Source organism: Pseudomonas sp. GW821-FHT05H12, from assembly GCF_059419385.1.
Genome location: NZ_JBWKRS010000013.1, coordinates 129,281 through 154,146, shown reverse-complemented (window position 1 = coordinate 154,146; position 24,866 = coordinate 129,281). Strand labels below are relative to the sequence as shown.

Below are 24,866 nucleotides of genomic sequence, written 5' to 3'. Positions count from 1 at the left end.
GCAAGGTCTCCTTAGCTCAGGCGCAGGCGGCTGGCGCCGACCAATCGGTTGTAGATCAGGTACAGCAACACCGTGGCCAGCAGCAGCAAGCCGCCCAGCGCGGTGGCCATGCCCCAGTTGATGCTGGTGTTGGTGTAGAAGGCCACGAAATAGCTGACCATCTGGTCGTTCGGGCTGCCCAGCAAGGCCGGGGTGATGTAGTAACCAATCGCCAGGATGAACACCAACAGGCACCCGGCGCCGACACCGGCGTAGGTCTGCGGGAAATACACGCGCCAGAAACTGGCGAACGGGTGGCAACCCAGGGAAATCGCCGCCCGCATGTAAGTCGGCGAAATACCTTTCATCACGCTGTAGATGGGCAGAATCATGAACGGCAGCAGAATGTGCACCATCGAGATGTAGACCCCGGTGCGGTTGAACACCAGCTCCAGGGGCTTGTCGATCAGGCCCATGCCCATCAGTGCGCTGTTGATCAGGCCGCCGGATTGCAGCAACACGATCCACGCGGCAACCCGCACCAGGATCGAGGTCCAGAACGGCAACAACACCAGAATCATCAGCAGGTTGCTTTTGCGTGCCGGCAAATTGGCCAACAGGTACGCCAACGGGTAGGCCAGCAGCAGACAGATGGCGGTGATCACCAGGCCCATCCAGAAGGTGCGGGCGAAGATGTCCAGGTAGATCGCCTGGTCAGGCGTGGCCGGGGCCACTTCACCCAAGTCGTCGATACGGTGGTCGACGGCCGCCAGCAGGTAGAACGGCGTCAGGTTGCTGGTATTGCGCCGGATCGCCTGCCAGTACGCCGGGTCGCCCCAGCGTTCATCCAGGCTTTCCAACGCTTCTTTATAGGAGGCAGGCGCTTCGCTGAACGGCAGCGCCCGCGCGGTTTTGGTCAACAGGCTGCGGTAGCCCGCCAGTTCCATGTTCAAGCGCTTGGACAGGTCGCCCAAGGTCTGGTTTTTGCGCGCTTCGCCCAGGTCCTCACTGAGGGCCTGATACACCGGCTCACCGGGCAAACCACGCCCGTCCCAGGCAGTCACGGCCACCACGGTGCGCGGCAAGCCGCCCACCACTTCCGGGTTGCCCACGCTTTTGTAGAGCAGTGCAATGATCGGCACCAGGAACACCAGCACCAGGAACAGCACCAGCGGCGCAATCAAGGCCTGGGCCTTCCAGCGGTTGACCCGCTCGGCACGCGCCAGGCGCTGCTTGAGGGTGGGGAGAGCGGCGATGGCCATGGAAAACTCCAGATCTTGAAAATGACTACAACTCTGTAGGAGCCGGCTTGCCGGCGATGCTGACGACTCGGTGCAATGGTCACACCGAGGCGATGCCATCGCTGGCAAGCCAGCTCCTACACCCGCCCGTTCCCACAGAGGGTTATGCGGGGTTACTTGGCGGCCCAGGCGTTGAAGCGTTGCTCGAGCTGCTCACCGTTATCCGCCCAGAAACTCACATCGATCTGCACCTGGTTGGCGATGTTTTCCGGGGTGGTCGGCATGTCCTTGAGGATGTCCTTGGCCAGCAACGGCACGGCTTGGGTGTTGGCCGGGCCGTAGGCGATGTTTTCCGAATAGGTCTTCTGCTGTTGCGGCTGTACCGAGAAGGCGATGAATTTCTTCGCAGCGTCAGCACGGTCCTTGGCCAGGCCTTTAGGGATGGCCCAGGCGTCAAAGTCGTAGATGCCGCCGTTCCACACCACTTTCAGGTTGCTTTCTTTCTGCACAGCGGCGATGCGGCCGTTGTAGGCGGAGCTCATCACCACGTCACCGGAAGCGAGATATTGCGGCGGCTGGGCGCCCGCTTCCCACCATTGGATGTAAGGCTTGAGTTCGTCGAGTTTCTTGAAGGCGCGGTCCTGGCCATCTTTGCCGGCCAGCACTTTGTAGACGTCCTTCGGTGCGACGCCGTCGGCCATCAACGCAAATTCCAGGGTGTACTTGGCGCCTTTGCGCAGGCCGCGCTTGCCCGGGAACTGCTTCACGTCCCAAAAATCTTTCCAGCCGCCTGGCGGTGCTTTCAGCTTGTCAGCGTTGTACGCCAGCACGGTCGACCACACAAAGAAGCCCACGCCGCACGGTTGGATAGCGCCCTTCACATAGTCGGCGCCATTGCCGAACAGTTTCGGGTCCAGCGGTTCGAACATGTCTTCGTCACAGCCACGGGACAGTTCCGGCGACTCCACCTCCACCAGGTCCCAGGACACACTCTTGGTGTCGACCATGGCTTTGACCTTGGCCATTTCACCGTTGTATTCGCCAGCGACAATCTTGCCGTTGCCCGCGCTTTCCCACGGTGCATAGAACGCCTTGACCTGTGCGGCCTTGTTCGCGCCGCCAAAGGACACGACCGTCAGGTCCGGGCCTGCCATGGCCTGGGTTGCGCCAATCAGGCCAAGGGCCAGAGCGGAAAATTTCAGGGATCTCAACATTGTTGTTCTCTCCACGTGCAGGGTTGGTGAAGCCATGGGGCGATCAATTCGCCTCTAGAAGTGGGTCGAGTGCGCGAACGTGCTCGACTTGCCAGCCAATCGGTACCACGTCGCCGACCGCCAACGCCGGGTCCAGCTCGGCAATCGGTTGTTTCACAAAAAAATCGGCCTTGCCGCAGACTTCCAGGCGCACACGCACGTGGTCGCCCAGATAGATAAATTCCGCCACACGCCCCGAGAAGCGGTTGATGCAGCTTTCGCTGGAGCCATTGAGGCTGACGCGCTCCGGACGCACCGACAGGGTCACCGGGCCGCCGACCTGGCCGACATTCACCGCCAGCGCCTCGACCTTCTCGCCACGCGCCAACTCCACCACGCAGCGCTCGCCGGTGTGGCTGTGCAGGCGGCCGTTGAGGCGGTTGTTCTCGCCGATGAAGTTGGCGACAAAGGTATTTTTCGGCTCTTCATACAACGTGCGCGGCGCGGCGATCTGCTGGATCTCGCCTTGGTGGAACACCGCCACACGGTCGGACATGGTCAGGGCTTCGCCCTGATCGTGGGTCACGTACACCACCGTCACGCCGAGGCGCTGGTGCAGGTGCTTGATCTCCATCTGCATGTGTTCGCGCAGTTGTTTGTCGAGGGCGCCGAGGGGTTCATCCATCAGCACCAACTGCGGTTCGAACACCAGCGCCCGGGCCAGGGCCACCCGTTGCTGCTGACCGCCGGAGAGTTGCGCCGGATAGCGCTGGGCGAAGGCGTCGAGCTGGACCATGCTCAGCACGCGCTTGACCCGCTCGCTGATGTCGGTCTTGCTTAAGCCTCGCACCGACAGCGGAAACGCGAGGTTCTCGGCGACGGTCATGTGGGGGAACAACGCGTAGTTCTGGAACACCATGCCGATGTCGCGCTTGTGCGGCGGCACGTTGTTGATGGAGCGCCCGGCCAGCAGGATTTCGCCGGCGGTCGGCGTTTCAAAGCCGGCGAGCATCATCAGGCTGGTGGTTTTGCCCGAACCGGAAGGCCCGAGCAGGGTGAGGAACTCGCCCTTGCGAATCTCCAGGTTGAGGTCTTTGACGATCAGGTTCTCGCCGTCGTAGCTCTTCTGCACGCCACGAAAGCTGACCAGCACATCATTTGAATCCACCTCGCTCATACCCGCACCTTTTTGTTTTGGACTGCTGTGGCACAAGCGTAGTCCAGGCCGCAAGCCCCGGAAATCGGGGGCCGAGAGAGAATTGCATCAGCCGGATGGAAGGTTTGGGGTAAGGATTGCCCTACACGGATGGCGGGGATAGAACAGTGCAATCACGACAATGGGCGTCCAGCTGCCAAGCCCACGTCGCAAACAGACACGCGCCCCCTGTAGGAGCCGGCTTGCCGGCGATTGCACCCGCAAGATCACCGTTGGCCTTAAGGGCCTCATCGCCGGCAAGCCGGCTCCTACAGGGGGCTGGCGAAGATCACAAGAGCTTGTGCTCCATGGCGTACTTCACCAGTTCAGCCAGGGAGGTGATATTGAGCTTCTGCATCAAGCGCGCCTTGTGGGTGCTGATGGTCTTGCTGCTCAGCGCCAACTGCTGGGCAATATCGTTGACGTTGGCACCCTGGGCCAAGCGCTCGAACACCGAGAACTCACGCTCGGACAACAACGAATGCAGCGGCCGCGTATCGGTGAGGCCCACTTCAAAGACCATGCGGTCGGCCAGGTCCGGATCGATGTAACGCCCGCCCGCCGCGACCTTTCGAATCGCCGTCAGCAACAATGCCGGGTCACTGTCCTTGGTGGCATACCCCGCCGCACCGACCTTCAAGGCGCGCGCGGCCATCTGGGCCTCATCGTGCATCGACAGCACCAGGATCGCCGGTGGATTGTTCAAGGCACGGATACGCGCAATGGCCTCAAGACCGTTGACCCCCGGCATGGAGATATCCAGTAACACCACCTCGCACGGCACATGGCGCAAGGTCTCCAGCAACTGCTCGCCATTGCTGGCTTCACCGACCACCTGCAGGTCCTTGGCCAGGCCGATCAATTGCTTGATGCCTTCACGGACGATGGTGTGGTCTTCGGCTACCAATACGCGAATCACAGGGGTTTCCTCTTATCGTTATGCATCCAACGGCACCGTGACGCTCAAGGTGGTGCCCTCCCCCAACTCGCTCGTCAGGCTCAATTGCCCGCCCATGATCAGCACCCGCTCACGCATGCCGACCAGGCCGAACGATACCGGCCGCCCCTGAACCTGGACAAAACCCACGCCATCGTCGCTGATGGTCAGCCGCAAGTCGTTGCCTTCCACCGCCAGGGTCAATTCCACAGTATGCGCCTGGGCATGGCGCATCACATTGGTCAGCGCTTCCTGCAGTATCCGAAACAAACCGATGGCTTTGGCGTCACTCAGGCTCGGCAAGTTATCCGGCACCTGCACCAGGCAAGGAATCTGCGTGCGCGCCTCGAAGCGCCGCGCTTGCCACTCGATAGCCGAGGCGATCCCCGCGTCGAGGATCGGCGGGCGCAGCGCCGTGGCCACATCACGTACCAGCTGGAACAACTGGGCGATCAGGCGCTTCATGCTGTTGAGTCGCTCGTGCAGCCCGGGGTCAAGTTGCGCATACGCCAGCTCGCACATGGAGGTTTCCAGCTTGAGCACCGTGAGCATCTGCCCCAGTTCGTCGTGCACTTCACGGGCGATGCGCGCCTTTTCTTCTTCGCGCACGGTTTCGAGGTGGGCCGACAGCTCACGCAACTGCGCGCGGGAGGCGTCCAGCTCAAGCTCGATGCGCTTGCTCTCGCTGATGTCCCAGACAATCCCGTCCCAGACCACCGTGCCGTCGTCCAGGCGGCGGCTTACGGCCTTGATGTCGGCCCATCGCTGCTGCCCGAGCCGGGTAAGGATGCGGCCTTGCCACGACCAGTTGCTTTCAGTCTCGATGGCCTGGTCCTGGGTGCGGTGGTAACTGGCGCGGTCATCGGGATGCACCAGACTGCGAATGCCCATGGCCGGATCACTGAGCACCGACGGCGAGTAACCCACCAGGCCTTCGCTGCCTTGGCTGATATAGGCGAACTCGATGGCCTCACTGCGTGGCAAGCGCTCCAGGCGGAACACCAGCCCCGGCACGTTGGCGGCGATGCCCTGCAGGCGCGCTTCACTTTCCTGCAAGGCGGCCAGGGCACGGCGGCGCTCGGTGACGTCGTTGAGGTACACCACCAGGTATTCGCCGCCGCCATAACGCAAGAAGCTCAAGGACACATCGGCCGGCAACACGCTGCCATCGGCGCGCAGGCAATTGGTGGCAAAACTCTGCGGCCCATCTTCGCTGGCGCGGGCGCGCTTCCACAGGTTGAGCCAGCGGTCCATGGTGAGGGTCGGGTCGAATTCGATCAGTGGGCGCTCGATCAACGCGCCAGGCTTGTAGCCAAGCATGGTTTCGGCGGCCAGGTTGGCGTAGCGCACATGGCTGTCCCAGTTGACCCACAGGATGCCCACGGTGCTCTGATCGATGGAAAACTGCGTCAGCCGCAACGCCTCGGCGCCCGCGGCGCGCGCCGCGCTTTCTTCCCGGGCCGCCAACAGGTTGTGCTCCAGCACGCGCTGCTGACGGCGTTGCCAAAACACCACCGCCAGGCTGGCCAGCAGGAACAGGCCCAACAACAGGCTCAGGTTTTGCCAGAAGCCTGGGGACTCCGACAGCCTTGGGTACTTGGGTTGCAGCCAGCGGCTGTGCAGTTGGTCCAGGTCGCGGGCAGGGATGGCACGCAAGGCGCTCTGCATGATGCTCGCCAGCTCTGGCCATTCGCGCCGCGTGGCCACCCGCAGCAACTGCGGCAAGCCGATATCGCCCACCACGGCCAGCCCGGCGAATTCCGCCTCGCCCGACAGCCGACTCAACTGCGCCTCATCCACCACGGCGTAGCGCGCTTGCTGGCTCACCAGCAACTGCAACGCCTGGCGCTCCATGGGCACGCCTTGCACATTCAACTTGGGGTAGGTGCTGCGCAAATAGTCGGCAACGGCACTGGGCATGCGCACCGCGACACGGGATTGTTCGTCGAGTTTTTCCAGGTCGACGGCGGCACCGCCTTCGCGAATCCCGACAATGTGCTGGGGCACGCGCATATACGGGTCGGTGAACAACCACAGGCGCAAGCCGGCCGGGGTCTGTTGCAGGCCGGGCGCGATGTCCACCTCGCCCTCACGCACGGCGGCTTCCAGTTGCTCCTGGGTCGGGAAGTTGCGCCAGGTCAGCTCGATGTTCAGCGCCTTGGCCAACCACTGCATCAACTCGACGTTGGCCCCGGATAAACGCTGCAGGCGTCGGTCGTATTGCGCATAAGGCGCTTGCAACACCAGGCCCACTCGTAGTTCCGGGTGTTGAGCCAACCACTCACGTTGCTGTGCATTGAGCTGCGCCTGGGGTGTGACAGGCGCAGGCGCGGCACTTGCCATCAAGGCAAAGCACAAGCAGCCGATAACCAGCAGACAGCGAAAACCCATGATCCACGTCTCACATCACTGACAAATACTGACCAACCCATTAGGCTGCTGGAATCACTTCTGGCCGGGAATTAACGATGCAATATCGAAACCGTTCGGCACTGCCAGCATTGTGCCTGTCGCTGCTATTTACCAGCGGCTTTTCTGTTCAGGCCGCTGACGCCCCCGCTCCCGCTGCGGAAAAACCGGTTGAGCGCCAGCCCTTGCCCGAGCGTAGCCAGGAAGACGCCAACGCCCTCGAGCGGCAGATCCCGCAGCAGGAACAGCAACAACTGCAAGCCGGCAGCGATTCGTTCCTGGCTCTGTGGAAACCGGCCAACAGCGCCGAACCCGAAGGTGTGGTGATTATCGTACCGGGCGCTGGGGAAAGTGCTGACTGGCCGCAAGCAATCGCACCGTTGCGGCGCAAATTGCCGGACGCCGATTGGGGCACTCTCAGCCTGTCGTTGCCTGACATGAGTCTGGACACGTTGCCGCCTCGCGTCATCGAAGCACCCAAGGCAGCCGTCGATACCAGCAGCAAAGAAGGCAGCACCGCCGCCAAGCCCATCGAGCAGGCCGCCAGTGCCGAGTCCGAAGGGACAGACCCTGCGGTGGTGCCCGGCACGGATGAACAGGACAAGACCGATGCCAAGCGCATCTTCGACCGTATCGATGCCGCCGTCGCGTTTGCACAAACCCACAGCGCGCGCAGCGTGGTGTTGCTCGGCCATGGCACCGGTGCCTGGTGGGCGGCACGCTACCTGAGTGAAAAGCAGCCAACCCAGGTGCAGAAGCTGGTGATGGTGGCCGGCAAGACGCCAGCGGCGCGTGAGCCCAGCCTGCAACAAATGGCGCCGGCCTTGAAAGTGCCCACAGCCGACGTCTTCTATCAGGACGACAGCCAGGCGCGCAAAACCGCCCTGGAACGGGTGCAGGCCGCCAAGCGTGCGAAGAATACGGGTTATAAGCAGGTGTCGCTCACGACCTTGCCCGGCAATAGTTCGGCCGAGCAAGAGCAGTTGTATCGGCGGATTCGCGGTTGGTTGAGCCCGCAAACGCAGGCGGACTGAACCCCACCCCCCTGTAGGAGCCGGCTTGCCGGCGATAGCGGTGAATCAGCCACTGGATGTGCAACTGACCTACCGCGATCGCCGGCAAGCCGGCTCCTACAGGGAGATTGGGTTTCCAGGGCCACATTCGGCAGCTAGCGGAAGTCCCGGCGCTCGCGAATCAACGCGTAGGCGTTGTGCAGCTCGCGGGTCCGCTCGGTGGCCTCGCGCACTTGCGCGGGGCTGGCGCCACTGCCGGCAATCTTGTCCGGATGGTGGCGGCTGAGCAGGCGCCGGTAAGCGCGCTTGATCGCCGAAGGCTCGGTGGTGGCTGTCACGCCCAGCACCCGAAGCGCTTCCTGGTAAGTCGCGTTACGGCTGACCAGGGGTTTGCGCTCCGGCGCGAAGTCGGCGGCCAGCGCTTGAAGCTGTTGCGGTGTCCAACCCAGCCACTTGCCCCATAGGTCGATCAGGTCGCGCTCGGCATCATCAGCCCTGCCGTCAGCCCAGGCCATGCGCCAGCACGCACGCAATACGCCTTCGGCGGCATGGGGTTGGGCCTTGAGCACACGCAGGTAACTGCGCACACGGTCGGTGCCTGACTTGCCACGGTTGAAGGCGGTGATGGCACGGCGTTGGGCCGACTCGGTCATGTCCAGCGAACGCATCTCTTGCCGCGCCTGCTGGATATGCCCGTCGGCCACCCGCCCATTGCTTTTCGCCAGGCGTCCCAGCAGCACAAACAGCAGTTCGTCGTTGCGCAGTGCCGGGCGCCCGCCCAAACGTTCGCGCAACTGTGCCCAACTCTGCAGTTGCAGGCGACGGTCCAGTGCCTGGCCCAACAAAGCCCCCAACAAGGCCCCCGGAATACTGGCAATGGCAAAGCCAGCCCCGGCGCCGATCAGCGTCCCTGGCCACAACATCCTATTGCTCCGCAGTCAGCAAGGCTTCGACTTGCGCCAAGCGTTCCAGCGTGCCGACATCTATCCAGCGTCCCGCCATGTGTTCCCCCGTTACCAGACCTTTAGCCATGGCCGCACGCAACAGCGGCGCCAGCTTGAAGGCACCTGCGCTACAACCCACGAACAACTGGGGGTCGAGCACTGAAATGCCACTGAAGGTCAGGTTATCGGCACCGGGCGCGGCATCATGAAGCAAACCCTGATCCAGATAAAAATCACCGCCCGACGGGTGATGCGCCGGGTTGTCCACCATCACCAGATGGGCCAGGCCCTGGAGCGGCTGGCGCAACCGGGCGAAGTCGTAGTCGGTCCAGATGTCGCCATTGACCACCAGGAACGGCTCATCCCCCAACAAAGGGAGTGCCTGGAATATTCCGCCGCCGGTTTCCAAAGGCTCGCCTTCGGGCGAGTACTGGATGCGCAAACCGTACTGCGCCCCGTCGCCCAGGTAGCTTTCAATTTGCTGGCCCAGCCATGCGTGGTTGATCACGATATCGGTGAAGCCGGCCTTGGCCAGCGCCTCCAGGTGATACTCGATCAGGCGCTTGCCACCCGCCTGCACCAACGGCTTGGGCGTGTGCAAGGTAAGCGGGCGCATGCGCTCGCCTTTGCCGGCCGCCAGGATCATGGCTTTCATACGCGGGCCTCGGTCGGAGCGCGCAGGCTGGCCAACAACTCGGCCAGGTCACTCAGCTCCGGGCGCTCGGCCAGTACCGCTTCTATATAAGCAAAGAAGCGAGGCACGTCCGCCAGGTAGCGTGGCTTGCCATCGCGGTGGCAGATACGCGCGAAAATACCGATGACCTTGAGATGGCGCTGTACGCCCATCAAGTCGCTGGCACGCAGGAACTCGTCGAAATCCGCCTGCACCGCAATGCCGGCTTGCTGGGCGCGCTCCCAATAACCACGCTGCCATTCCCGCACACGGGCTTGGGGCCAACTGAGGAAGGCGTCCTTGAACAGGCAGGTGATGTCGTAGGTCACCGGGCCGTACACCGCGTCCTGAAAATCCAGCACGCCGGGGTTCGGTTCGCTGATCATCAGGTTACGCGGCATATAGTCGCGGTGCACCAGCACCTTGGGTTGCGCCAGGGCGCTGTCAATCAGTTGATCGCTGGCACGCTGCCACAGTGTTTGTTGATGGGTATCCAGTTCGATACCCAGATGGCGGCGCACGTACCACTCTGGAAACAATTCAAGCTCGCGACGCAACAAGGCGACGTCATAGCTGGGCAGTGGCGCGTCCATCGGCAACTGCTGGAAAGCCAGCAAGCTGTCGATGGCATCGGCAAACAATTGATCGGCGTTTTTGTCGTCAATCACGTCCAGATAGGTTTTTCGGCCCAGGTCATTGAGCAAAAGAAAGCCGCGCGGCAAATCTTCTGCATAAATTTTTGGCACATTTATTCCCGATTTCGCGAGCAAATGGGCGATATCGACGAAAGGTTTGCAGTTTTCCTGGGGGGGTGGTGCGTCCATAACGACAAATGTATGGGCCCCACCTTCCCAGCGAAAATACCGCCTGAAACTCGCGTCGCTGCTGGCCGCAGTCAATGTGGCCGGGGGGACTGCACCCCATCCCTGAGCGTTGAAAAGGATCGGCAGCTGCTCATCAAGCCAGACTTCCAGCTGTTGCAAACGTAGATCTTGATCGGGCATTACAAGGGTCTCCGACGGCGCTAGCCGTCAAGCGGGTCATGCTTTATTATCACGCATCTTTTTCAGACCATCGAGAGGCGTGCGGCCCACACCGCGGGCAGATGGCACGCAGGAAGCCCGGACTAATAAGATGGCATTGAAATCCCCCGCGTTTCGTAGAAAATTTCCGTTGCTGGTAACCGGCAGTCTGCTGGCCATGCAACCTTTCGCCACCTCATTCGTGGTCGCCGCGGAACAGTATGACTGCTCAGTCTCTGCTTCGGGTGCCTGGGATTGCGCGCCGAAAACCGCCGCTGCCCCTTTACCACCGCGTCCTGTGCATGACGGCGCTGCCGTCAGCTCGGCCACCAGCACGGCGCAAACCGATGCTGGCGGCAAAGCCGATGCCGGACCGCAGACCACACTGGTCACCGAATCCAAGGGCCGTGGCCTGCGCTCGCGCAGCGCCGACTACAGCCACCTGGACTGGGTGCCTCGCGAGAAGCTGACCGCTGCCCAACTGGCTGAAACCGGTCCTTACTGCGGCGGTGCGTACATCGAGCCGACGCGTCCTGGCATGAACGACAAGACGAACAAGAGCGATGCGCCAACTTTCATCGGTGCCAAGGCCTCTCGTTACGAGCAGGAACAACAGGTCGCGACCCTGGCCGGTGACGTCGTCATGCGCCAGGGCAGCATGCAGCTGGAGGCTCAGGAAGCCAACCTGTATCAGGCCGAGAACCGTGGCGAGCTGAACGGCGATGTCCGTCTGCGCGACAACGGCGCCCTGATCGTGGGCGACCACGCCCAGGTCCAGCTCGACACCGGCGCTGCACAAATCGACAACGCCGAATACGTCCTGCACAAGTCGCGTATCCGCGGTAACGCGCTGTATGCCAAGCGTGCCGAAAACGCGATCATCCGTCTCAAGGACGGTACGTACACCACTTGCGAGCCAGACAGCAATGCCTGGCAGCTCAAGGGCAACAACATCACGTTGAACCCGGCCACCGGTTTCGGTACGGCCACCAACGCGACGTTGCGGATCAAGAACATTCCGATCCTCTACACCCCTTACATCTATTTCCCGATCGACGACCGTCGCCAATCCGGCTTCCTGCCACCGAGCTTCAGCACGGGCGGCGAAACCGGCTTCACCCTGGTGACGCCGTACTACTTCAACCTGGCGCCCAACTACGACGCCACGTTGTACCCGCAATACATGACCAAGCGCGGCCTGTTGATGGAAGGCGAATTCCGCTACCTCACCAAGTCCAGCGAAGGTCAGGTGGGCGGCGCGTACCTGAACGACGACAACAGCGAGCGTAAAGGTCAGACCGACTACGAAAAAACGCGCTACATGCTCAACTGGCAACACAAGGGCGGGCTGGATTCGCGTGTACTGACCCAGGTCGACTACACCAACATCAGCGACCCGTACTACTTCCAGGACCTCAAGTCTTTCCAGGAAGGCGTCCGCAGCCAGGACTACATCAACCAACAGGGTTCCGTGACCTATCGCGGCGACTCCTATCAGGCACGCCTGAACCTGCAGGCCTACCAGCTGGCAACGATCTCCCAGATCACGCCGTATGACCGCCTGCCGCAAATCACCTTCAACGGCGAGCTGCCGTTCCACCCGGGTGGTTTGAACTTCAGCTATGAAACCGAAGCGGTACGTTTCGAGCGTGACCTGGAAAACGGCAACTTCACCGACGAGAACGGTCTGGTTTCGCCGCGCCTGGACACCTACGTGACTGGCCTGACCCGTGCAAACGGTACCCGCCTGAACGTCGCACCGGCCGTCGAATACCCGATGAACTGGACCTACGGCTTCGTCACGCCGAAGCTCAAGTACGTCTACACCAAGTACGATCTTGACCTGGACAGCATCGGCAAGAACCAGATCATCGCGGCGCAAGCGGCCTCGACTGCCGCCAACCCGTATGCCGGTGGCAGCTTCAGCAGCTCCCAGGACCGTGCGGTTCCGGTTGCCAGCATCGACAGCGGCCTGTACTTCGATCGCAACACCAACTGGTTCGGCAAAGACTATCGCCAGACCCTTGAGCCGCGTGCCTTCTACCTGTACGTGCCGAACAAGGACCAGAGCGACATTCCGGTCTTCGACACCAGTGAGTACTCGTTCAGCTACGCCTCGCTGTTCCGCGACAACCGCTTCAGCGGTAATGACCGGATCGGCGACGAGAACAAACTGTCGCTGGGCCTGACCAGCCGCTGGATCGAAGACAACGGCTTCGAACGTCAGCGTGTGTCCGTGGGCCAGGCGCTGTACTTCAAGGATCGCCAGGTTCAACTGCCAGGCATCCTGGCCTCCGACCGTGCTGATGCGAACACCGACGTGTCGCCAATCGCACTGGACTACGAGTTCCGCTTCAACCGCGACTGGCGCGCCACTGCCGACTACAACTGGGACACCGAGAACCACAGTCCTCGCTCCGGCAGCGCAATGTTCCACTACCAGCCGGAAGACAACCCGAACAAGGTTATCAACGTCGGCTATCGCTATCGCAACGACCAGGTGGTGTACAACCAGCTGACCGGCAAATGGCAGTTCGGTGGTGACTACGGCACTCCGGGCGATCCGAACTTCGTGAAGGATTACTACAAAATCCAGCAACACGACTTCTCGATGATGTGGCCGATCGTTCCCCAGTGGAACCTGATCACCCGCTGGCAGTATGACTATGCCCGCAACCGTACCCTGGAAGCCTTCGGTGGTTTCGAGTACGACAACTGCTGCTGGAAACTTCGCGTGATCAACCGTTATTGGGTTTCCAACGACGAATACACTCAGATCGCCCCGTTGAACGAAAAGGGTGACCACGGGCTCTTCTTCCAGATCGTCCTCAAAGGACTCGGCGGCCTGACCGGCGCCAAGGTAGAGAGCTTCCTCGACAAAGGCATTGAAGGTTATCGTGAACGTGAAGACCAAGCTTTCTGATTGCTTGCGCCCGCTAGTGCTGGGCGCGCTGTTCCTGGGTACTGTTTCGGCACACGCTGCGGTTCAGCAACTGGATAAAGTGGCAGCCATCGTCGATAACGACGTGATCATGCAGAGCCAACTGGACCAACGGGTCAAGGAAGTTCAGCAAACCATCGCCAAGCGCGGTGGTGGTGTGCCACCTACCAGTGTGCTGGAACCACAGGTTCTGGAACGCCTGATCGTTGAAAACCTGCAACTGCAGATCGGCGAGCGTTCCGGCATCCGTATTTCGGACGAAGAACTGAACCAGGCCGTTGGCACTATTGCTCAACGCAACAACATGAGCATCGACCAGTTCCGCGCCGCCCTGGCCCACGACGGCCTGTCCTATGAGGACGCCCGTGACCAGATCAAGCGTGAAATGATCATCAGCCGTGTGCGTCAGCGCCGCGTGGCCGAGCGTGTTCAGGTGTCCGAGCAGGAAGTGAAGAACTTCCTGGCGTCCGACCTCGGCAAGATGCAGCTCTCCGAAGAGCTGCACCTGGCTAACATCCTGATCGCGACCCCGGACAGCGCCAGTGCCGAACAGCTCAATGCTGCTGCCGCCAAAACCCAGGCCGTTTATGACCGCCTGAAAGCCGGTGCCGACTTCGCCCAGACAGCCATTGCCGTTTCCGGCAGTGACAACGCTCTGGACGGCGGCGACATGGGCTGGCGTAAAGCGGCTCAACTGCCACCTCCGTTCGACCGTGAGCTGAGCGCCATGAGCGTGGGTGACATCACCCAGCCTGCACGTACACCGGGTGGTTTCATCATCCTCAAGTTGCTGGGCAAGCGCGGCGGCGAGAACTCGCTGAAAGACGAAGTGCACGTTCGTCACATCCTGGTCAAACCAAGCGAAATCCGCACCGAAGCCCAAACCAAGGAACTGGCCCAGAAGATCTATGACCGCATCGAAGGCGGTGAAGACTTCGCCACCCTGGCCAAGAGCTTCTCGGAAGACCCGGGTTCTGCCCTCAACGGCGGCGACCTGAACTGGATCGACCCTAAAGCGCTGGTACCGGAGTTCCAGGACGTCATGGCCAAGACGCCGCAAGGTGTTCTGTCCAAGCCGTTCAAGACCCAATACGGCTGGCATGTGCTGGAAGTCCTTGGCCGTCGCGCCACTGACAACACTGCTCAAGCCCGCGAGCAGCAAGCACTCACCGTACTGCGCAACCGCAAATACGATGAAGAACTGCAGACCTGGTTGCGTCAGATCCGCGACGAAGCCTACGTAGAAAACAAGCTGCCCGCCGCCGAGCAAACAGGCGCCGATCAGGCAGCCCAGTGAAACCCCAGCGTTTCGCGGTGACACCCGGCGAGCCAGCCGGCATTGGTCCAGACCTGTGCCTGCTGCTCGCCTCGCAACCCCAGCCACATCCCCTGATCGCCATTACCAGCCGCGACCTGCTCCTTGAGCGGGCCGCGCAGTTGGGGGTGGCTGTCAATTTGCTGGACGCAGCACCGGGCAACTGGCCCGACCTGCCTGCGCCTGCGGGCAGCCTGTATGTGTGGGACACCCCGCTGCAGGCCAAGGTCGTCGCCGGGCAGCTGGACAAGGCCAACGCGGCCTTCGTTTTGGAAACCCTGACCCGCGCAGGCCAGGGCTGCATCGACGGCACCTTTGCCGGCATGATCACCGCCCCTGTGCACAAGGGCGTGATCAATGAATCCGGCATCGCGTTCTCCGGGCATACCGAATTCCTCGCCGAGCTGACCCACACCGAACAAGTGGTGATGATGCTGGCCACTCGGGGGCTGCGCGTCGCCCTGGTGACCACCCACCTACCGCTGCGGGATATCGCCGATGCGATCACCGCCGAGCGCGTGGAGCGCGTTACGCGCATCCTGCACGCCGACCTGCAACAGAAATTCGGCATCGCCCAGCCTCGCATCCTGGTCTGCGGGCTCAACCCCCACGCCGGCGAAGGCGGCCACCTGGGCCATGAAGAAATCGACATCATTGAACCGACATTAGAGCGCCTGCGCCAAGAAGGCATGGACCTGCGTGGCCCACTGCCTGCGGACACTCTGTTTACCCCCAAATATCTGGAGCACTGCGACGCAGTGCTGGCGATGTACCATGACCAGGGGCTGCCCGTGCTGAAGTACAAAGGCTTCGGCGCCGCAGTCAACGTGACACTGGGCCTGCCGATCATCCGTACCTCCGTCGACCATGGCACTGCCCTGGACCTGGCGGGCAGCGGCAAGATCGATACCGGCAGCCTGCACGTGGCCCTGGAAACCGCCTATCAGATGGCCGAGACCCGTATATGACTGAGCATTACCAACACCGGGCGCGCAAGCGCTTCGGGCAAAACTTCCTGCACGATGCGGGCGTAATCGACCGCATCCTGCGCTCCATCCATGCCAAGCCCGATGACCGCTTGCTGGAAATCGGCCCGGGCCAGGGCGCACTGACTCAAGGCCTGCTGGCCAGCGGTGGTCAGCTGGACGTGGTTGAGTTGGACAAGGACCTGATCCCGATCCTCAACCAGCAGTTCGCCGGCAAACCCAACTTCAACCTGCACCAGGGCGATGCGCTGAAGTTCGACTTCAACACCCTCAACGCGGCGCCAAACAGCCTGCGGGTGGTGGGCAACCTGCCGTACAACATCTCCACGCCGTTGATTTTCCACCTGCTGAACAACGCCGGGATCATCCGCGACATGCACTTCATGCTGCAAAAGGAAGTGGTCGAGCGTTTGGCGGCAGGCCCTGGCGGCGGTGACTGGGGTCGCCTGTCGATCATGGTTCAGTACCACTGCCGTGTAGAGCACCTGTTCAACGTCGGGCCGGGCGCGTTCAACCCGCCGCCGAAGGTCGACTCGGCCATCGTGCGCTTGGTGCCTCACGCCGTACTGCCGCACCCGGCCAAGGACCATCGCCTGCTGGAGCGAGTGGTGCGCGAAGCCTTCAACCAACGCCGCAAGACCTTGCGCAACACGCTCAAGGCCCTGCTGAGCAACGCTGAAATTGAAGCCGCCGGTGTAGACGGCAGCCTGCGCCCGGAGCAACTGGACCTCGCCGCCTTCGTGCGCCTGGCTGACCAGTTGGCGATCCAACCCGCCCCAGTCGCCGAATAACCGTGTAGGAGCCGGCTTGCCGGCGATGCATGCGCCGCGGAGCATCCGTCAGCGCGCGTTGATGCAATCGCAGGCAAGCCAGCTCCCACATGTCTGGCCTAGTGCCCGGCTGATGGCCTAGACTGACCCGCATCTGCTGTCCTCCGCTTTTGCTTTTAAGGCCTCTTGCATGTCCGATCCTCGCTACCAGATCGACGTCAGCGTCGTCACCCGCTTCCTGGCGGACCAATCGCAACCTGACCAGAACCGCTTTGCCTTTGCCTACACCATCACGGTGAAGAACAACGGCCTGGTGCCTGCCAAGCTGCTGTCTCGTCACTGGGTCATCACCGACGGTGATGGCCAGGTCGAGGAAGTGCGCGGTGCCGGCGTGGTCGGCCAGCAACCCTTGATCGACATCGGCGCCAGCCATACCTACAGCAGCGGCACGGTCATGACCTCCAAGGTCGGCACCATGCAAGGCTCGTATCAGATGAAGGCCACCGACGGCCAGCTGTTCGATGCTGTCATTGCGCCCTTCCGCCTCGCCGTACCCGGAGCTCTGCACTGATGGCGACGTACGCGGTCGGCGACCTGCAAGGCTGCCTGGAACCGCTCAAGTGCCTGTTGGAGCGGGTGGCTTTCGACCCGGCCAAGGACCGCCTGTGGCTGGTCGGCGACCTGGTCAACCGCGGCCCGCAATCCCTGGAAACCCTGCGCTACCTCTATAGCCTGCGCGACGCCTTGGTGTGCGTGCTAGGCAACCACGACTTGCACTTGCTGGCAGCGGCCAAGAACATCGAGCGTCTGAAAAAGGGCGATACCCTGCGGGAAATCCTCGAAGCGCCAGACCGCGCCGAGTTGCTCGACTGGGTTCGTCGACAAAAGCTCATGCATTACGACGAGGCCCGTAACACGGCGCTGGTCCATGCCGGCATCCCGCCGCAGTGGACGCTGAAAAAGGCGCTCAAGTGCGCGGCTGAAGTCGAATGTGCCCTGGCCGATGACAACCTCTACGCAGCTTACCTCGACGGCATGTACGGCAACGAGCCAGTGAAGTGGGACAATGACCTGAGTGGCGTAACCCGCCTGCGCGTCATCACCAACTACTTCACACGCATGCGCTTCTGCACCGCCGAAGGCAAGCTGGACCTCAAGAGCAAGGAAGGCGCCGACACGGCGCTGCCAGGTTACAAGCCATGGTTCGCTCATAAAGAGCGCAAGACCCGCGACACCAAGATCATTTTCGGTCACTGGGCGGCCCTGGAAGGCCAGTGCGAAGAGCCCGGCGTATTTGCCCTCGACACCGGTTGCGTGTGGGGCGGCGCCATGACCCTGATGAACATCGACACCGGCGAGCGCCTGAGCTGCCAGTGCGAATCTCCCCTTTCCGTTACCCTGCCGGCCGCCAAGCCCTAGGAGCCCCCGTGAGCGAATTCAAACGTATCCCCCCCGAACAAGCCCTGGCCCTGCGTGAAAAAGGCGCTGTGGTGGTCGACATCCGTGACCAACCAACTTACGTGGCAGCCCACATCAAGGGCGCCCAGCACCTGGACAACGTCAACATTGCCGATTTCATCCGTGCCGCCGATCTCGACGCACCAGTGATCGTCGCCTGCTACCACGGCAATTCCAGCCAGAGCGCAGCGGCTTATCTGATCAGCCAGGGCTTCTCCGACGTCTACAGCCTGGACGGCGGCTTTGAGCTGTGGCGTACGACGTATCCTGCGGAAATTGCCTCCGGCGATTCGCAATAATTTTTTTCACACCCCGCTACCCCGCGTGACGCTTGGCCTCGCGCCGTTTCTGACGAACGGCGCAGCCAAACTAATTACGCATCGCGCCTTGACCTCCCTGATTCCGAACTATCCTTAAGCGCAGGCCATCCGAATCAGGGGAGAGCCGGTACACCGGCGTGCGGGTCATCGGTAGCGTTTCAGGGTGTTCTGGGGGGAAAACAGCCATTGGCGATCGTCAATGGCTGCCAGCATCGACTGATTGATCCGGCGTCGGCTCCACGTATCGAGCGAGGTGACGACGTCATGAGTATCTTTAGCCACTTCCAAAACCGCTTTGAGTCCACACAACAGGAAGAACTCACGCTTCAAGAGTATCTCGACCTGTGCAAAAAGGACCGCAGCACCTACGCGTCTGCCGCCGAGCGCCTGCTGTTGGCGATTGGCGAGCCGGAGCTGGTAGACACCTCGAACAATTCGCGCCTGTCGCGAATATTCTCCAACAAGGTGATCCGGCGCTACCCGGCCTTTGAAGACTTCCACGGCATGGAAGAATGCATCGACCAGATCGTCTCCTACTTCCGCCATGCTGCCCAAGGCCTGGAAGAGAAGAAACAGATCCTCTATCTGCTCGGCCCCGTCGGCGGCGGCAAGTCGTCCCTGGCCGAAAAGCTTAAACAACTGATCGAGAAAGTGCCCTTCTACGCCATCAAGGGTTCTCCGGTTTTCGAATCGCCTTTGGGGTTGTTCAACGCCACGGAAGATGGCGCGATCCTCGAAGAAGATTTCGGCATCCCGCGTCGCTACCTCAACACCATCATGTCGCCCTGGGCCACCAAGCGCCTGGCCGAGTTCGGCGGCGATATCAGCCAATTCCGCGTGGTCAAGCTCTACCCGTCGATCCTCAACCAGATCGGTGTGGCCAAGACCGAACCGGGCGACGAGAACAACCAGGACATCTCGGCACTGGTGGGCAAGGTCGATATCCGCAAACTCGAGGAATTCCCACAGAACGACGCCGACGCCTACAGCTACTCAGGCGCACTGTGCCGGGCCAACCAGGGCCTGATGGAGTTCGTGGAGATGTTCAAGGCACCGATCAAGGTGCTGCACCCACTGCTCACCGCTACCCAGGAAGGCAACTACAACAGTACCGAAGGCCTGGGCGCGATTCCGTTCACCGGGATCCTGCTGGCCCACTCCAACGAGTCGGAATGGCACACTTTCCGCAACAACAAGAACAACGAAGCCTTCATCGACCGGATCTACATCGTCAAGGTGCCGTACTGCCTGCGGGTCAGCGATGAAATCAAGATCTACGACAAGCTGCTGTTCAACAGCTCCCTGGCCAAGGCTCACTGCGCGCCCGACACCCTCAAGATGCTGGCCCAGTTCACCGTGCTGTCGCGCCTCAAGGAGCCGGAGAACTCGAACATCTACTCGAAGATGCGCGTGTACGACGGCGAAAACCTCAAGGACACCGACCCCAAGGCCAAGTCGATCCAGGAATACCGCGACAGTGCGGGTGTGGATGAGGGGATGAACGGCCTGTCGACGCGTTTTGCATTCAAGATCCTGTCCAAGGTCTTCAACTTCGACCCGCACGAGATTGCCGCCAACCCGGTGCATCTACTCTACGTGCTGGAACAGCAGATCGAACAGGAGCAATTCCAGGCTGAAACCCGCGAACGCTACCTGCGCTTCCTCAAGGAATACCTGGCACCGCGCTACATCGAGTTCATCGGCAAGGAAATCCAGACGGCGTACCTCGAGTCCTACAGCGAGTACGGCCAGAACATCTTCGATCGCTACGTGCTGTACGCCGACTTCTGGATCCAGGACCAGGAATACCGCGACCCGGAAACCGGCGAAATCCTCAATCGCGTGGCCCTCAACGAGGAACTGGAGAAAATCGAGAAACCGGCCGGCATCAGCAATCCGAAGGATTTCCGCAACGAAATCGTCAACTTCGTGCTGCGCGCCCGGGCCAACAACAACGGCAAGAATCCCACTTGGCTCAGCTACGAGAAGCTGCGGGTGGTCATCGAGAAGAAAATGTTCTCCAACACCGAGGATCTGCTGCCGGTCATCAGCTTCAACGCCAAGGCCAGCAAGGAGGATCAGCAAAAACACAACGACTTCGTCACACGAATGGTCGAGCGTGGCTACACCGACAAACAGGTACGGTTGCTCTCCGAGTGGTACCTGCGGGTGCGCAAATCGCAGTAAGGCAGCCCTAGGCGTGCACTGCCGGGTCACAGGCCCGGCATGTGACCGCTTGTCTCGAAGCTTCCAGCGCGTAGCGTGAAGCTTGTAACGTGAAGCTGCCCGGAGGGCTCCCCATGAGCTATGTGATCGACCGACGCCTCAATGGCAAGAACAAGAGCACGGTAAACCGCCAGCGTTTCCTGCGGCGTTACCGTGACCACATCAAAAAGGCCGTGGAAGAGGCGGTGAGCCGCCGTTCCATCACCGACATGGAACATGGCGAACAGATCAGCATTCCTGGCCGAGACATCGACGAACCGGTGCTGCACCACGGTCGGGGCGGCAAACAGACCGTCGTGCACCCAGGCAACAAGGAATTCACCACCGGCGAACATATCCAGCGGCCCCAGGGCGGAGGCGGCGGCAAAGGCCCGGGCAAGGCCGGTAACTCCGGCGAGGGCATGGATGAGTTCGTGTTCCAGATCACCCAGGAAGAATTCCTCGAATTCATGTTCGAAGACCTGGAACTGCCCAACCTGGTCAAACGCAACCTGACCGGCACCGACACCTTCAAGACCGTGCGCGCCGGGATCAGCAACGAAGGCAACCCGTCCCGCATCAATATCATCCGCACCCTGCGCTCGGCCCACGCACGTCGCATCGCCCTGTCCGGCAGCAGCCGCGCAAAGCTGAAGGAGGCCAAGGAAGAACTGGCGCGTTTGAAGCGCGATGAGCCGGACAACTTCGGCGATATCCAGGAAATCGAGGCTGAAATCGAGAAACTCAGCGCACGCATTCATCGCGTGCCGTTCCTCGACACCTTCGACCTGAAGTACAACCTGCTGGTCAAGCAACCCAACCCCAGTTCCAAGGCGGTGATGTTCTGCCTGATGGACGTGTCCGGCTCCATGACCCAGGCTACCAAGGACATTGCCAAGCGCTTCTTTATCCTGCTGTACCTGTTCCTCAAGCGGAACTACGACAAGATCGACGTGGTCTTCATCCGCCATCACACCAGCGCCCGGGAAGTGGACGAAGAGGAGTTTTTCTACTCGCGGGAAACCGGTGGCACCATCGTGTCCAGCGCACTGAAGCTGATGCAGGAGATCATGGCCGAGCGCTATCCCGCCAACGATTGGAACATCTACGCCGCCCAAGCCTCCGATGGCGACAATTGGAACGATGACTCGCCGATCTGCCGTGACATCCTGATCAACCAGATCATGCCGTTTGTGCAGTACTACACCTACGTCGAAATCACCCCTCGTGAGCACCAGGCCCTGTGGTTCGAATATGAGCGCATCGGCGAAGCCTTTGCCGACACGTTCGCCCAGCAGCAACTGGTCTCGGCCGGCGATATCTACCCGGTCTTCCGTGAACTCTTCCAGCGCAGGTTAGTGACATGACCGCCAAAAAAGAGCAAAAGCGCCAACCGATCTCGACCGGGTCCGAGTGGACCTTCGAGTTGATCCAGGCCTACGACCGGGAAATCAGCCGCATCGCGGCGGGTTATGCCCTGGACACCTACCCCAACCAGATCGAAGTGATCACCGCCGAACAGATGATGGATGCCTACGCTTCCGTCGGCATGCCCTTGGGCTATCACCACTGGTCCTACGGTAAACACTTCCTCAGCACAGAGAAGTCCTACAGCCGCGGCCAAATGGGCCTGGCCTACGAGATCGTGATCAATTCCGACCCGTGCATCGCCTACCTGATGGAAGAAAACACCATCTGCATGCAGGCGCTGGTGGTGGCCCATGCCTGCTACGGGCATAACAGCTTCTTCAAGGGCAACTACCTGTTCCGCACCTGGACCGATGCCAGCTCGATCATCGACTACCTCGTGTTCGCCAAGCAGTACATCATGCAATGCGAGGAACGCCACGGCATTGATGCGGTGGAAGACCTGCTCGACTCCTGCCATGCCCTGATGAACTACGGCGTAGACCGTTACAAACGCCCGTACCCGATCTCCGCCGAGGAAGAACGCCTGCGCCAGAAGGAGCGCGAGGAACACCTGCAGAAACAGATCAACGACCTGTGGCGCACCATTCCTAAAAAGACCGGGAAGAACAGCGACAAGGACAATGCACGCTTCCCCGCCGAACCTCAGGAAAACATACTGTACTTCCTGGAAAAACACGCGCCACTGCTGGAGCCTTGGCAACGGGAAATCGTGCGCATCGTGCGCAAGATCGCCCAGTATTTTTATCCACAGCGCCAGACCCAGGTGATGAACGAAGGCTGGGCGACGTTCTGGCACTACACCCTGATGAACGACCTGTACGACGAAGGCCTGGTGACCGACGGTTTCATGATGGAGTTCCTGACGTCCCACACCAGCGTGGTATTCCAGCCGGGCTTCGACAGCCCTTACTACAGCGGCATCAACCCGTACGCACTGGGCTTTGCCATGTACCGGGATATCCGGCGCATGTGTGAACACCCCACCGAGGAAGACCGCCGCTGGTTCCCGGAAATCGCCGGCAGCGACTGGTTGTCGACCATCAAGTTCGCCATGAGCAGCTTCAAGGACGAGAGCTTTATCCTGCAGTACCTGTCACCCCAGGTGATTCGCGACCTCAAGCTGTTCAGCATTCTTGATGACGACCTCAAGGATGACTTGGTGGTGCCCGCGATCCACGACGAACCCGGCTACCGCACCATCCGTGAAACCCTGGCGGCGCAATACAACCTGGGTAACCGCGAGCCCAACGTGCAGATCTACAGCATTGACGTGCGCGGCGACCGCTCGCTGACCCTGCGTCACCAGCAGCACGACCGCAAACCCTTGGGCGAATCCACCGAGGAGGTACTCAAGCACCTGCATCGGCTATGGGGCTTTGATATCCACCTGGAAACCCTGCAGGGCGATCAAGTGATGAAAACCCATCACGTGCCACCCCGCACCGATCACAACGACAACGACTACGGCCGCCTGGACCTGGCCGTCGTTCACCTCTGAAACAGCAAAGCCTCCATTGGCCAGGCACAGGCGGTATCCTGTGCCGCTAATGGAGGCTTTTTCATGAAAATCTACAAAGTCGGTGGCGCCGTACGTGACCGCCTGCTGGGCATCAAGGTCACCGATATTGACCGCGTTGTTGTGGGCGCGACGGCCGAAGAGATGCTCGCCAAGGGCTACAAGCCGGTCGGCGCTGACTTCCCGGTGTTCCTGGACCCGAAGAACGGCGAGGAATACGCCCTCGCCCGTACCGAACGCAAGAGCGGCCGGGGTTACGGCGGCTTCATATTCCACGCCAGCCCGGAAGTGACGCTGGAAGAAGACTTGATTCGCCGCGACCTGACCATCAACGCAATGGCGGAAGATGATGAAGGCAACCTGACCGATCCGTATCACGGCCAGAGCGATCTTGAAGCACGCATCTTGCGTCACGTTTCCCCCGCGTTCGCCGAAGATCCGCTACGAGTATTGCGCGTGGCCCGTTTTGCCGCGCGTTACGCCCACCTTGGTTTTACCGTCGCGCCGGACACCCTGGCGCTGATGCGCCAGCTCAGCGAGTCCGGCGAACTAGAGGCCCTGACACCCGAGCGCAGCTGGAAGGAAATCTCCCGCGCGCTGATGGAAGATCAGCCACAGGTGTTTATCCAGGTACTGCGTGACTGCGGCGCGCTAAAAATCCTGATGCCAGAAGTGGATGCGCTGTTTGGCGTGCCACAGCCCGAAGCCCATCATCCGGAAATAGACACCGGCGTGCATACGCTGAGCGTGCTAGAGCAAGCGGCTCTGCATAAACAACCACTGACCGTACGCTGGGCCTGCCTGCTGCATGACGTGGGCAAAGGCCTGACACCTGTGGATAAGTTGCCGCAGCATATTGCCCATGAACACACGGGGTTGAAGCTGATCAAGGCGGTCAACGAACGCTTCAAAGTACCAAGGGATTGCCAGGAACTGGCGCTGCTGGTGGGCCAATATCACACCCATGGCCATAGAGCCTTGGAGCTGAGGGCCTCGACGTTGCTGGAGTTGCTGCAGAGTTTTGACGTATACCGTCGGCCGCAGCGCTTTGAGGAGTTTGTGGTGGCGTGCGAGATGGATGCGCGGGGCCGCAAGGGGCTTGAGCAACGCAGTTATCCACAAGCGGATTATTTGCGTGGGGCGGCGCAGGCGGCGCGGGAGGTTGCAGTGGCGCCACTGTTGGAGAAAGGTTTCAAAGGCCCGGAGCTGGGCGAGGCGCTGAAGCGCGAAAGGCTCAAGGCGTTGAAAGCCTACAAGGAACACCACACCCTGTAGGAGTCCGGCTTGCCGGCGATGGCGATATTGCGGACGCCATCGC

Annotated in this window: 20 protein-coding genes; 12 read left to right on the top strand and 8 right to left on the bottom strand. The window is 61.1% G+C overall.

Features of this window, described 5'->3' with window-relative positions:
• Positions 1-11 precede the first annotated feature (11 nt).
• The 5 genes from AC07SU_RS14090 to AC07SU_RS14070 all read right to left on the bottom strand — a co-directional run bounded on the left by AC07SU_RS14090 (position 12) and on the right by AC07SU_RS14070 (position 6,936).
• A complete protein-coding gene (locus AC07SU_RS14090; protein ID WP_494997350.1) occupies positions 12-1,241 on the bottom strand; it encodes an ABC transporter permease in 1,230 nt (409 codons plus the stop codon).
• A gap of 152 nt (positions 1,242-1,393) precedes the next feature.
• Positions 1,394-2,434: an ABC transporter substrate-binding protein gene (locus tag AC07SU_RS14085; protein WP_176996598.1), complete on the bottom strand. Its 1,041-nt coding sequence runs from the start codon at positions 2,432-2,434 to the stop codon at positions 1,394-1,396.
• Between the two features lie 43 nt (positions 2,435-2,477).
• Complete coding sequence (locus AC07SU_RS14080) at positions 2,478-3,590, bottom strand: ABC transporter ATP-binding protein (RefSeq protein ID WP_176996599.1); 1,113 nt, start codon at positions 3,588-3,590, stop codon at positions 2,478-2,480.
• A 307-nt stretch (positions 3,591-3,897) separates the two neighbouring features.
• Entirely contained in the window at positions 3,898-4,527 is a 630-nt protein-coding gene (locus AC07SU_RS14075) for a response regulator (RefSeq protein WP_176996600.1), read from the bottom strand.
• Positions 4,528-4,545: 18 nt separating this feature from the next.
• A complete protein-coding gene (locus AC07SU_RS14070) occupies positions 4,546-6,936 on the bottom strand; it encodes a PAS domain-containing sensor histidine kinase (protein WP_494997349.1) in 2,391 nt (796 codons plus the stop codon).
• Positions 6,937-7,013: 77 nt separating this feature from the next.
• Here AC07SU_RS14070 and AC07SU_RS14065 point away from each other — a divergent pair, with 77 nt between their 5' ends.
• Positions 7,014-7,988, top strand: coding sequence for an alpha/beta hydrolase family protein (locus AC07SU_RS14065; RefSeq protein ID WP_494997348.1), 975 nt, complete (start codon positions 7,014-7,016; stop codon positions 7,986-7,988).
• 134 nt (positions 7,989-8,122) lie between these two features.
• On the opposite strand, the gene AC07SU_RS14060 is transcribed toward AC07SU_RS14065, so the two are convergent.
• From AC07SU_RS14060 to AC07SU_RS14050, 3 genes are read right to left on the bottom strand one after another with little or no spacing between them, the layout of a single operon-like run.
• Complete coding sequence (locus tag AC07SU_RS14060) at positions 8,123-8,890, bottom strand: TerB family tellurite resistance protein (RefSeq protein ID WP_176996603.1); 768 nt, start codon at positions 8,888-8,890, stop codon at positions 8,123-8,125.
• Between the two features lies 1 nt (position 8,891).
• A complete protein-coding gene (murU, locus tag AC07SU_RS14055) occupies positions 8,892-9,566 on the bottom strand; it encodes an N-acetylmuramate alpha-1-phosphate uridylyltransferase MurU (RefSeq protein ID WP_494997347.1) in 675 nt (224 codons plus the stop codon).
• Positions 9,563-10,588: an aminoglycoside phosphotransferase family protein gene (locus AC07SU_RS14050; protein ID WP_494997346.1), complete on the bottom strand. Its 1,026-nt coding sequence runs from the start codon at positions 10,586-10,588 to the stop codon at positions 9,563-9,565. The genes murU and AC07SU_RS14050 overlap by 4 nt, the downstream gene beginning before the upstream one ends.
• 130 nt (positions 10,589-10,718) lie before the next feature.
• On the opposite strand from AC07SU_RS14050, the gene AC07SU_RS14045 reads away from it, so the two are divergent.
• The 11 genes from AC07SU_RS14045 to AC07SU_RS13995 all read left to right on the top strand — a co-directional run bounded on the left by AC07SU_RS14045 (position 10,719) and on the right by AC07SU_RS13995 (position 24,823).
• Positions 10,719-13,529 (top strand): LPS-assembly protein LptD, encoded by a 2,811-nt coding sequence (locus AC07SU_RS14045; RefSeq protein WP_494997345.1) that lies wholly within the window; start codon positions 10,719-10,721, stop codon positions 13,527-13,529.
• Entirely contained in the window at positions 13,504-14,844 is a 1,341-nt protein-coding gene (locus AC07SU_RS14040; protein WP_176996607.1) for a peptidylprolyl isomerase, read from the top strand. The genes AC07SU_RS14045 and AC07SU_RS14040 overlap by 26 nt, the downstream gene beginning before the upstream one ends.
• Entirely contained in the window at positions 14,841-15,830 is a 990-nt protein-coding gene (gene pdxA / locus AC07SU_RS14035) for a 4-hydroxythreonine-4-phosphate dehydrogenase PdxA (RefSeq protein ID WP_176996608.1), read from the top strand. The genes AC07SU_RS14040 and pdxA overlap by 4 nt, the downstream gene beginning before the upstream one ends.
• Positions 15,827-16,639, top strand: a complete 813-nt coding sequence (gene rsmA, locus AC07SU_RS14030) for a 16S rRNA (adenine(1518)-N(6)/adenine(1519)-N(6))-dimethyltransferase RsmA (protein ID WP_494997344.1) — start codon at positions 15,827-15,829, stop codon at positions 16,637-16,639. The genes pdxA and rsmA overlap by 4 nt, the downstream gene beginning before the upstream one ends.
• Positions 16,640-16,808: 169 nt before the next feature.
• A complete protein-coding gene (gene apaG, locus AC07SU_RS14025) occupies positions 16,809-17,189 on the top strand; it encodes a Co2+/Mg2+ efflux facilitator ApaG/CorD (RefSeq protein WP_176996610.1) in 381 nt (126 codons plus the stop codon).
• The gene (locus AC07SU_RS14020; protein ID WP_494997343.1) at positions 17,189-18,037 is read left to right on the top strand and encodes a symmetrical bis(5'-nucleosyl)-tetraphosphatase; all 849 of its coding nucleotides are present in this window, start codon (positions 17,189-17,191) and stop codon (positions 18,035-18,037) included. Before apaG ends, AC07SU_RS14020 begins: the two co-directional genes overlap by 1 nt.
• 8 nt (positions 18,038-18,045) lie before the next feature.
• Positions 18,046-18,375 (top strand): thiosulfate sulfurtransferase GlpE, encoded by a 330-nt coding sequence (glpE, locus tag AC07SU_RS14015; RefSeq protein WP_494997342.1) that lies wholly within the window; start codon positions 18,046-18,048, stop codon positions 18,373-18,375.
• 285 nt (positions 18,376-18,660) lie between these two features.
• The gene (locus AC07SU_RS14010; protein WP_176996613.1) at positions 18,661-20,583 is read left to right on the top strand and encodes a PrkA family serine protein kinase; all 1,923 of its coding nucleotides are present in this window, start codon (positions 18,661-18,663) and stop codon (positions 20,581-20,583) included.
• Between the two features lie 113 nt (positions 20,584-20,696).
• Positions 20,697-21,968 carry a YeaH/YhbH family protein gene (locus tag AC07SU_RS14005; protein WP_176996614.1) on the top strand — a complete coding sequence of 424 codons (1,272 nt, stop codon included), beginning with the start codon at positions 20,697-20,699 and terminating at the stop codon, positions 21,966-21,968.
• Positions 21,965-23,530, top strand: coding sequence for a SpoVR family protein (locus AC07SU_RS14000; protein WP_176996615.1), 1,566 nt, complete (start codon positions 21,965-21,967; stop codon positions 23,528-23,530). Before AC07SU_RS14005 ends, AC07SU_RS14000 begins: the two co-directional genes overlap by 4 nt.
• Positions 23,531-23,593: 63 nt before the next feature.
• On the top strand, positions 23,594-24,823 hold the full coding sequence (locus AC07SU_RS13995; RefSeq protein WP_494997341.1) for a multifunctional CCA addition/repair protein: 1,230 nt from the start codon (positions 23,594-23,596) through the stop codon (positions 24,821-24,823).
• Positions 24,824-24,866: the final 43 nt, after the last annotated feature.

Excerpts from the sequence above, each read along its gene's own strand:
- AC07SU_RS14090 (WP_494997350.1), bottom strand. The coding sequence starts at position 1,241 with ATGGCCATCGCCGCTCTCCCCACCCTCAAGCAGCGCCTGGCGCGTGCC.
- AC07SU_RS14085 (WP_176996598.1), bottom strand. The coding sequence starts at position 2,434 with ATGTTGAGATCCCTGAAATTTTCCGCTCTGGCCCTTGGCCTGATTGGC.
- AC07SU_RS14080 (WP_176996599.1), bottom strand. The coding sequence starts at position 3,590 with ATGAGCGAGGTGGATTCAAATGATGTGCTGGTCAGCTTTCGTGGCGTG.
- AC07SU_RS14070 (WP_494997349.1), bottom strand. The coding sequence starts at position 6,936 with ATGGGTTTTCGCTGTCTGCTGGTTATCGGCTGCTTGTGCTTTGCCTTG.
- AC07SU_RS14065 (WP_494997348.1), top strand. The coding sequence starts at position 7,014 with ATGCAATATCGAAACCGTTCGGCACTGCCAGCATTGTGCCTGTCGCTG.
- AC07SU_RS14060 (WP_176996603.1), bottom strand. The coding sequence starts at position 8,890 with ATGTTGTGGCCAGGGACGCTGATCGGCGCCGGGGCTGGCTTTGCCATT.
- murU (WP_494997347.1), bottom strand. The coding sequence starts at position 9,566 with ATGAAAGCCATGATCCTGGCGGCCGGCAAAGGCGAGCGCATGCGCCCG.
- AC07SU_RS14050 (WP_494997346.1), bottom strand. The coding sequence starts at position 10,588 with ATGCCCGATCAAGATCTACGTTTGCAACAGCTGGAAGTCTGGCTTGAT.
- AC07SU_RS14045 (WP_494997345.1), top strand. The coding sequence starts at position 10,719 with ATGGCATTGAAATCCCCCGCGTTTCGTAGAAAATTTCCGTTGCTGGTA.
- rsmA (WP_494997344.1), top strand. The coding sequence starts at position 15,827 with ATGACTGAGCATTACCAACACCGGGCGCGCAAGCGCTTCGGGCAAAAC.
- apaG (WP_176996610.1), top strand. The coding sequence starts at position 16,809 with ATGTCCGATCCTCGCTACCAGATCGACGTCAGCGTCGTCACCCGCTTC.
- AC07SU_RS14020 (WP_494997343.1), top strand. The coding sequence starts at position 17,189 with ATGGCGACGTACGCGGTCGGCGACCTGCAAGGCTGCCTGGAACCGCTC.
- AC07SU_RS14010 (WP_176996613.1), top strand. The coding sequence starts at position 18,661 with ATGAGTATCTTTAGCCACTTCCAAAACCGCTTTGAGTCCACACAACAG.
- AC07SU_RS14005 (WP_176996614.1), top strand. The coding sequence starts at position 20,697 with ATGAGCTATGTGATCGACCGACGCCTCAATGGCAAGAACAAGAGCACG.
- AC07SU_RS14000 (WP_176996615.1), top strand. The coding sequence starts at position 21,965 with ATGACCGCCAAAAAAGAGCAAAAGCGCCAACCGATCTCGACCGGGTCC.
- AC07SU_RS13995 (WP_494997341.1), top strand. The coding sequence starts at position 23,594 with ATGAAAATCTACAAAGTCGGTGGCGCCGTACGTGACCGCCTGCTGGGC.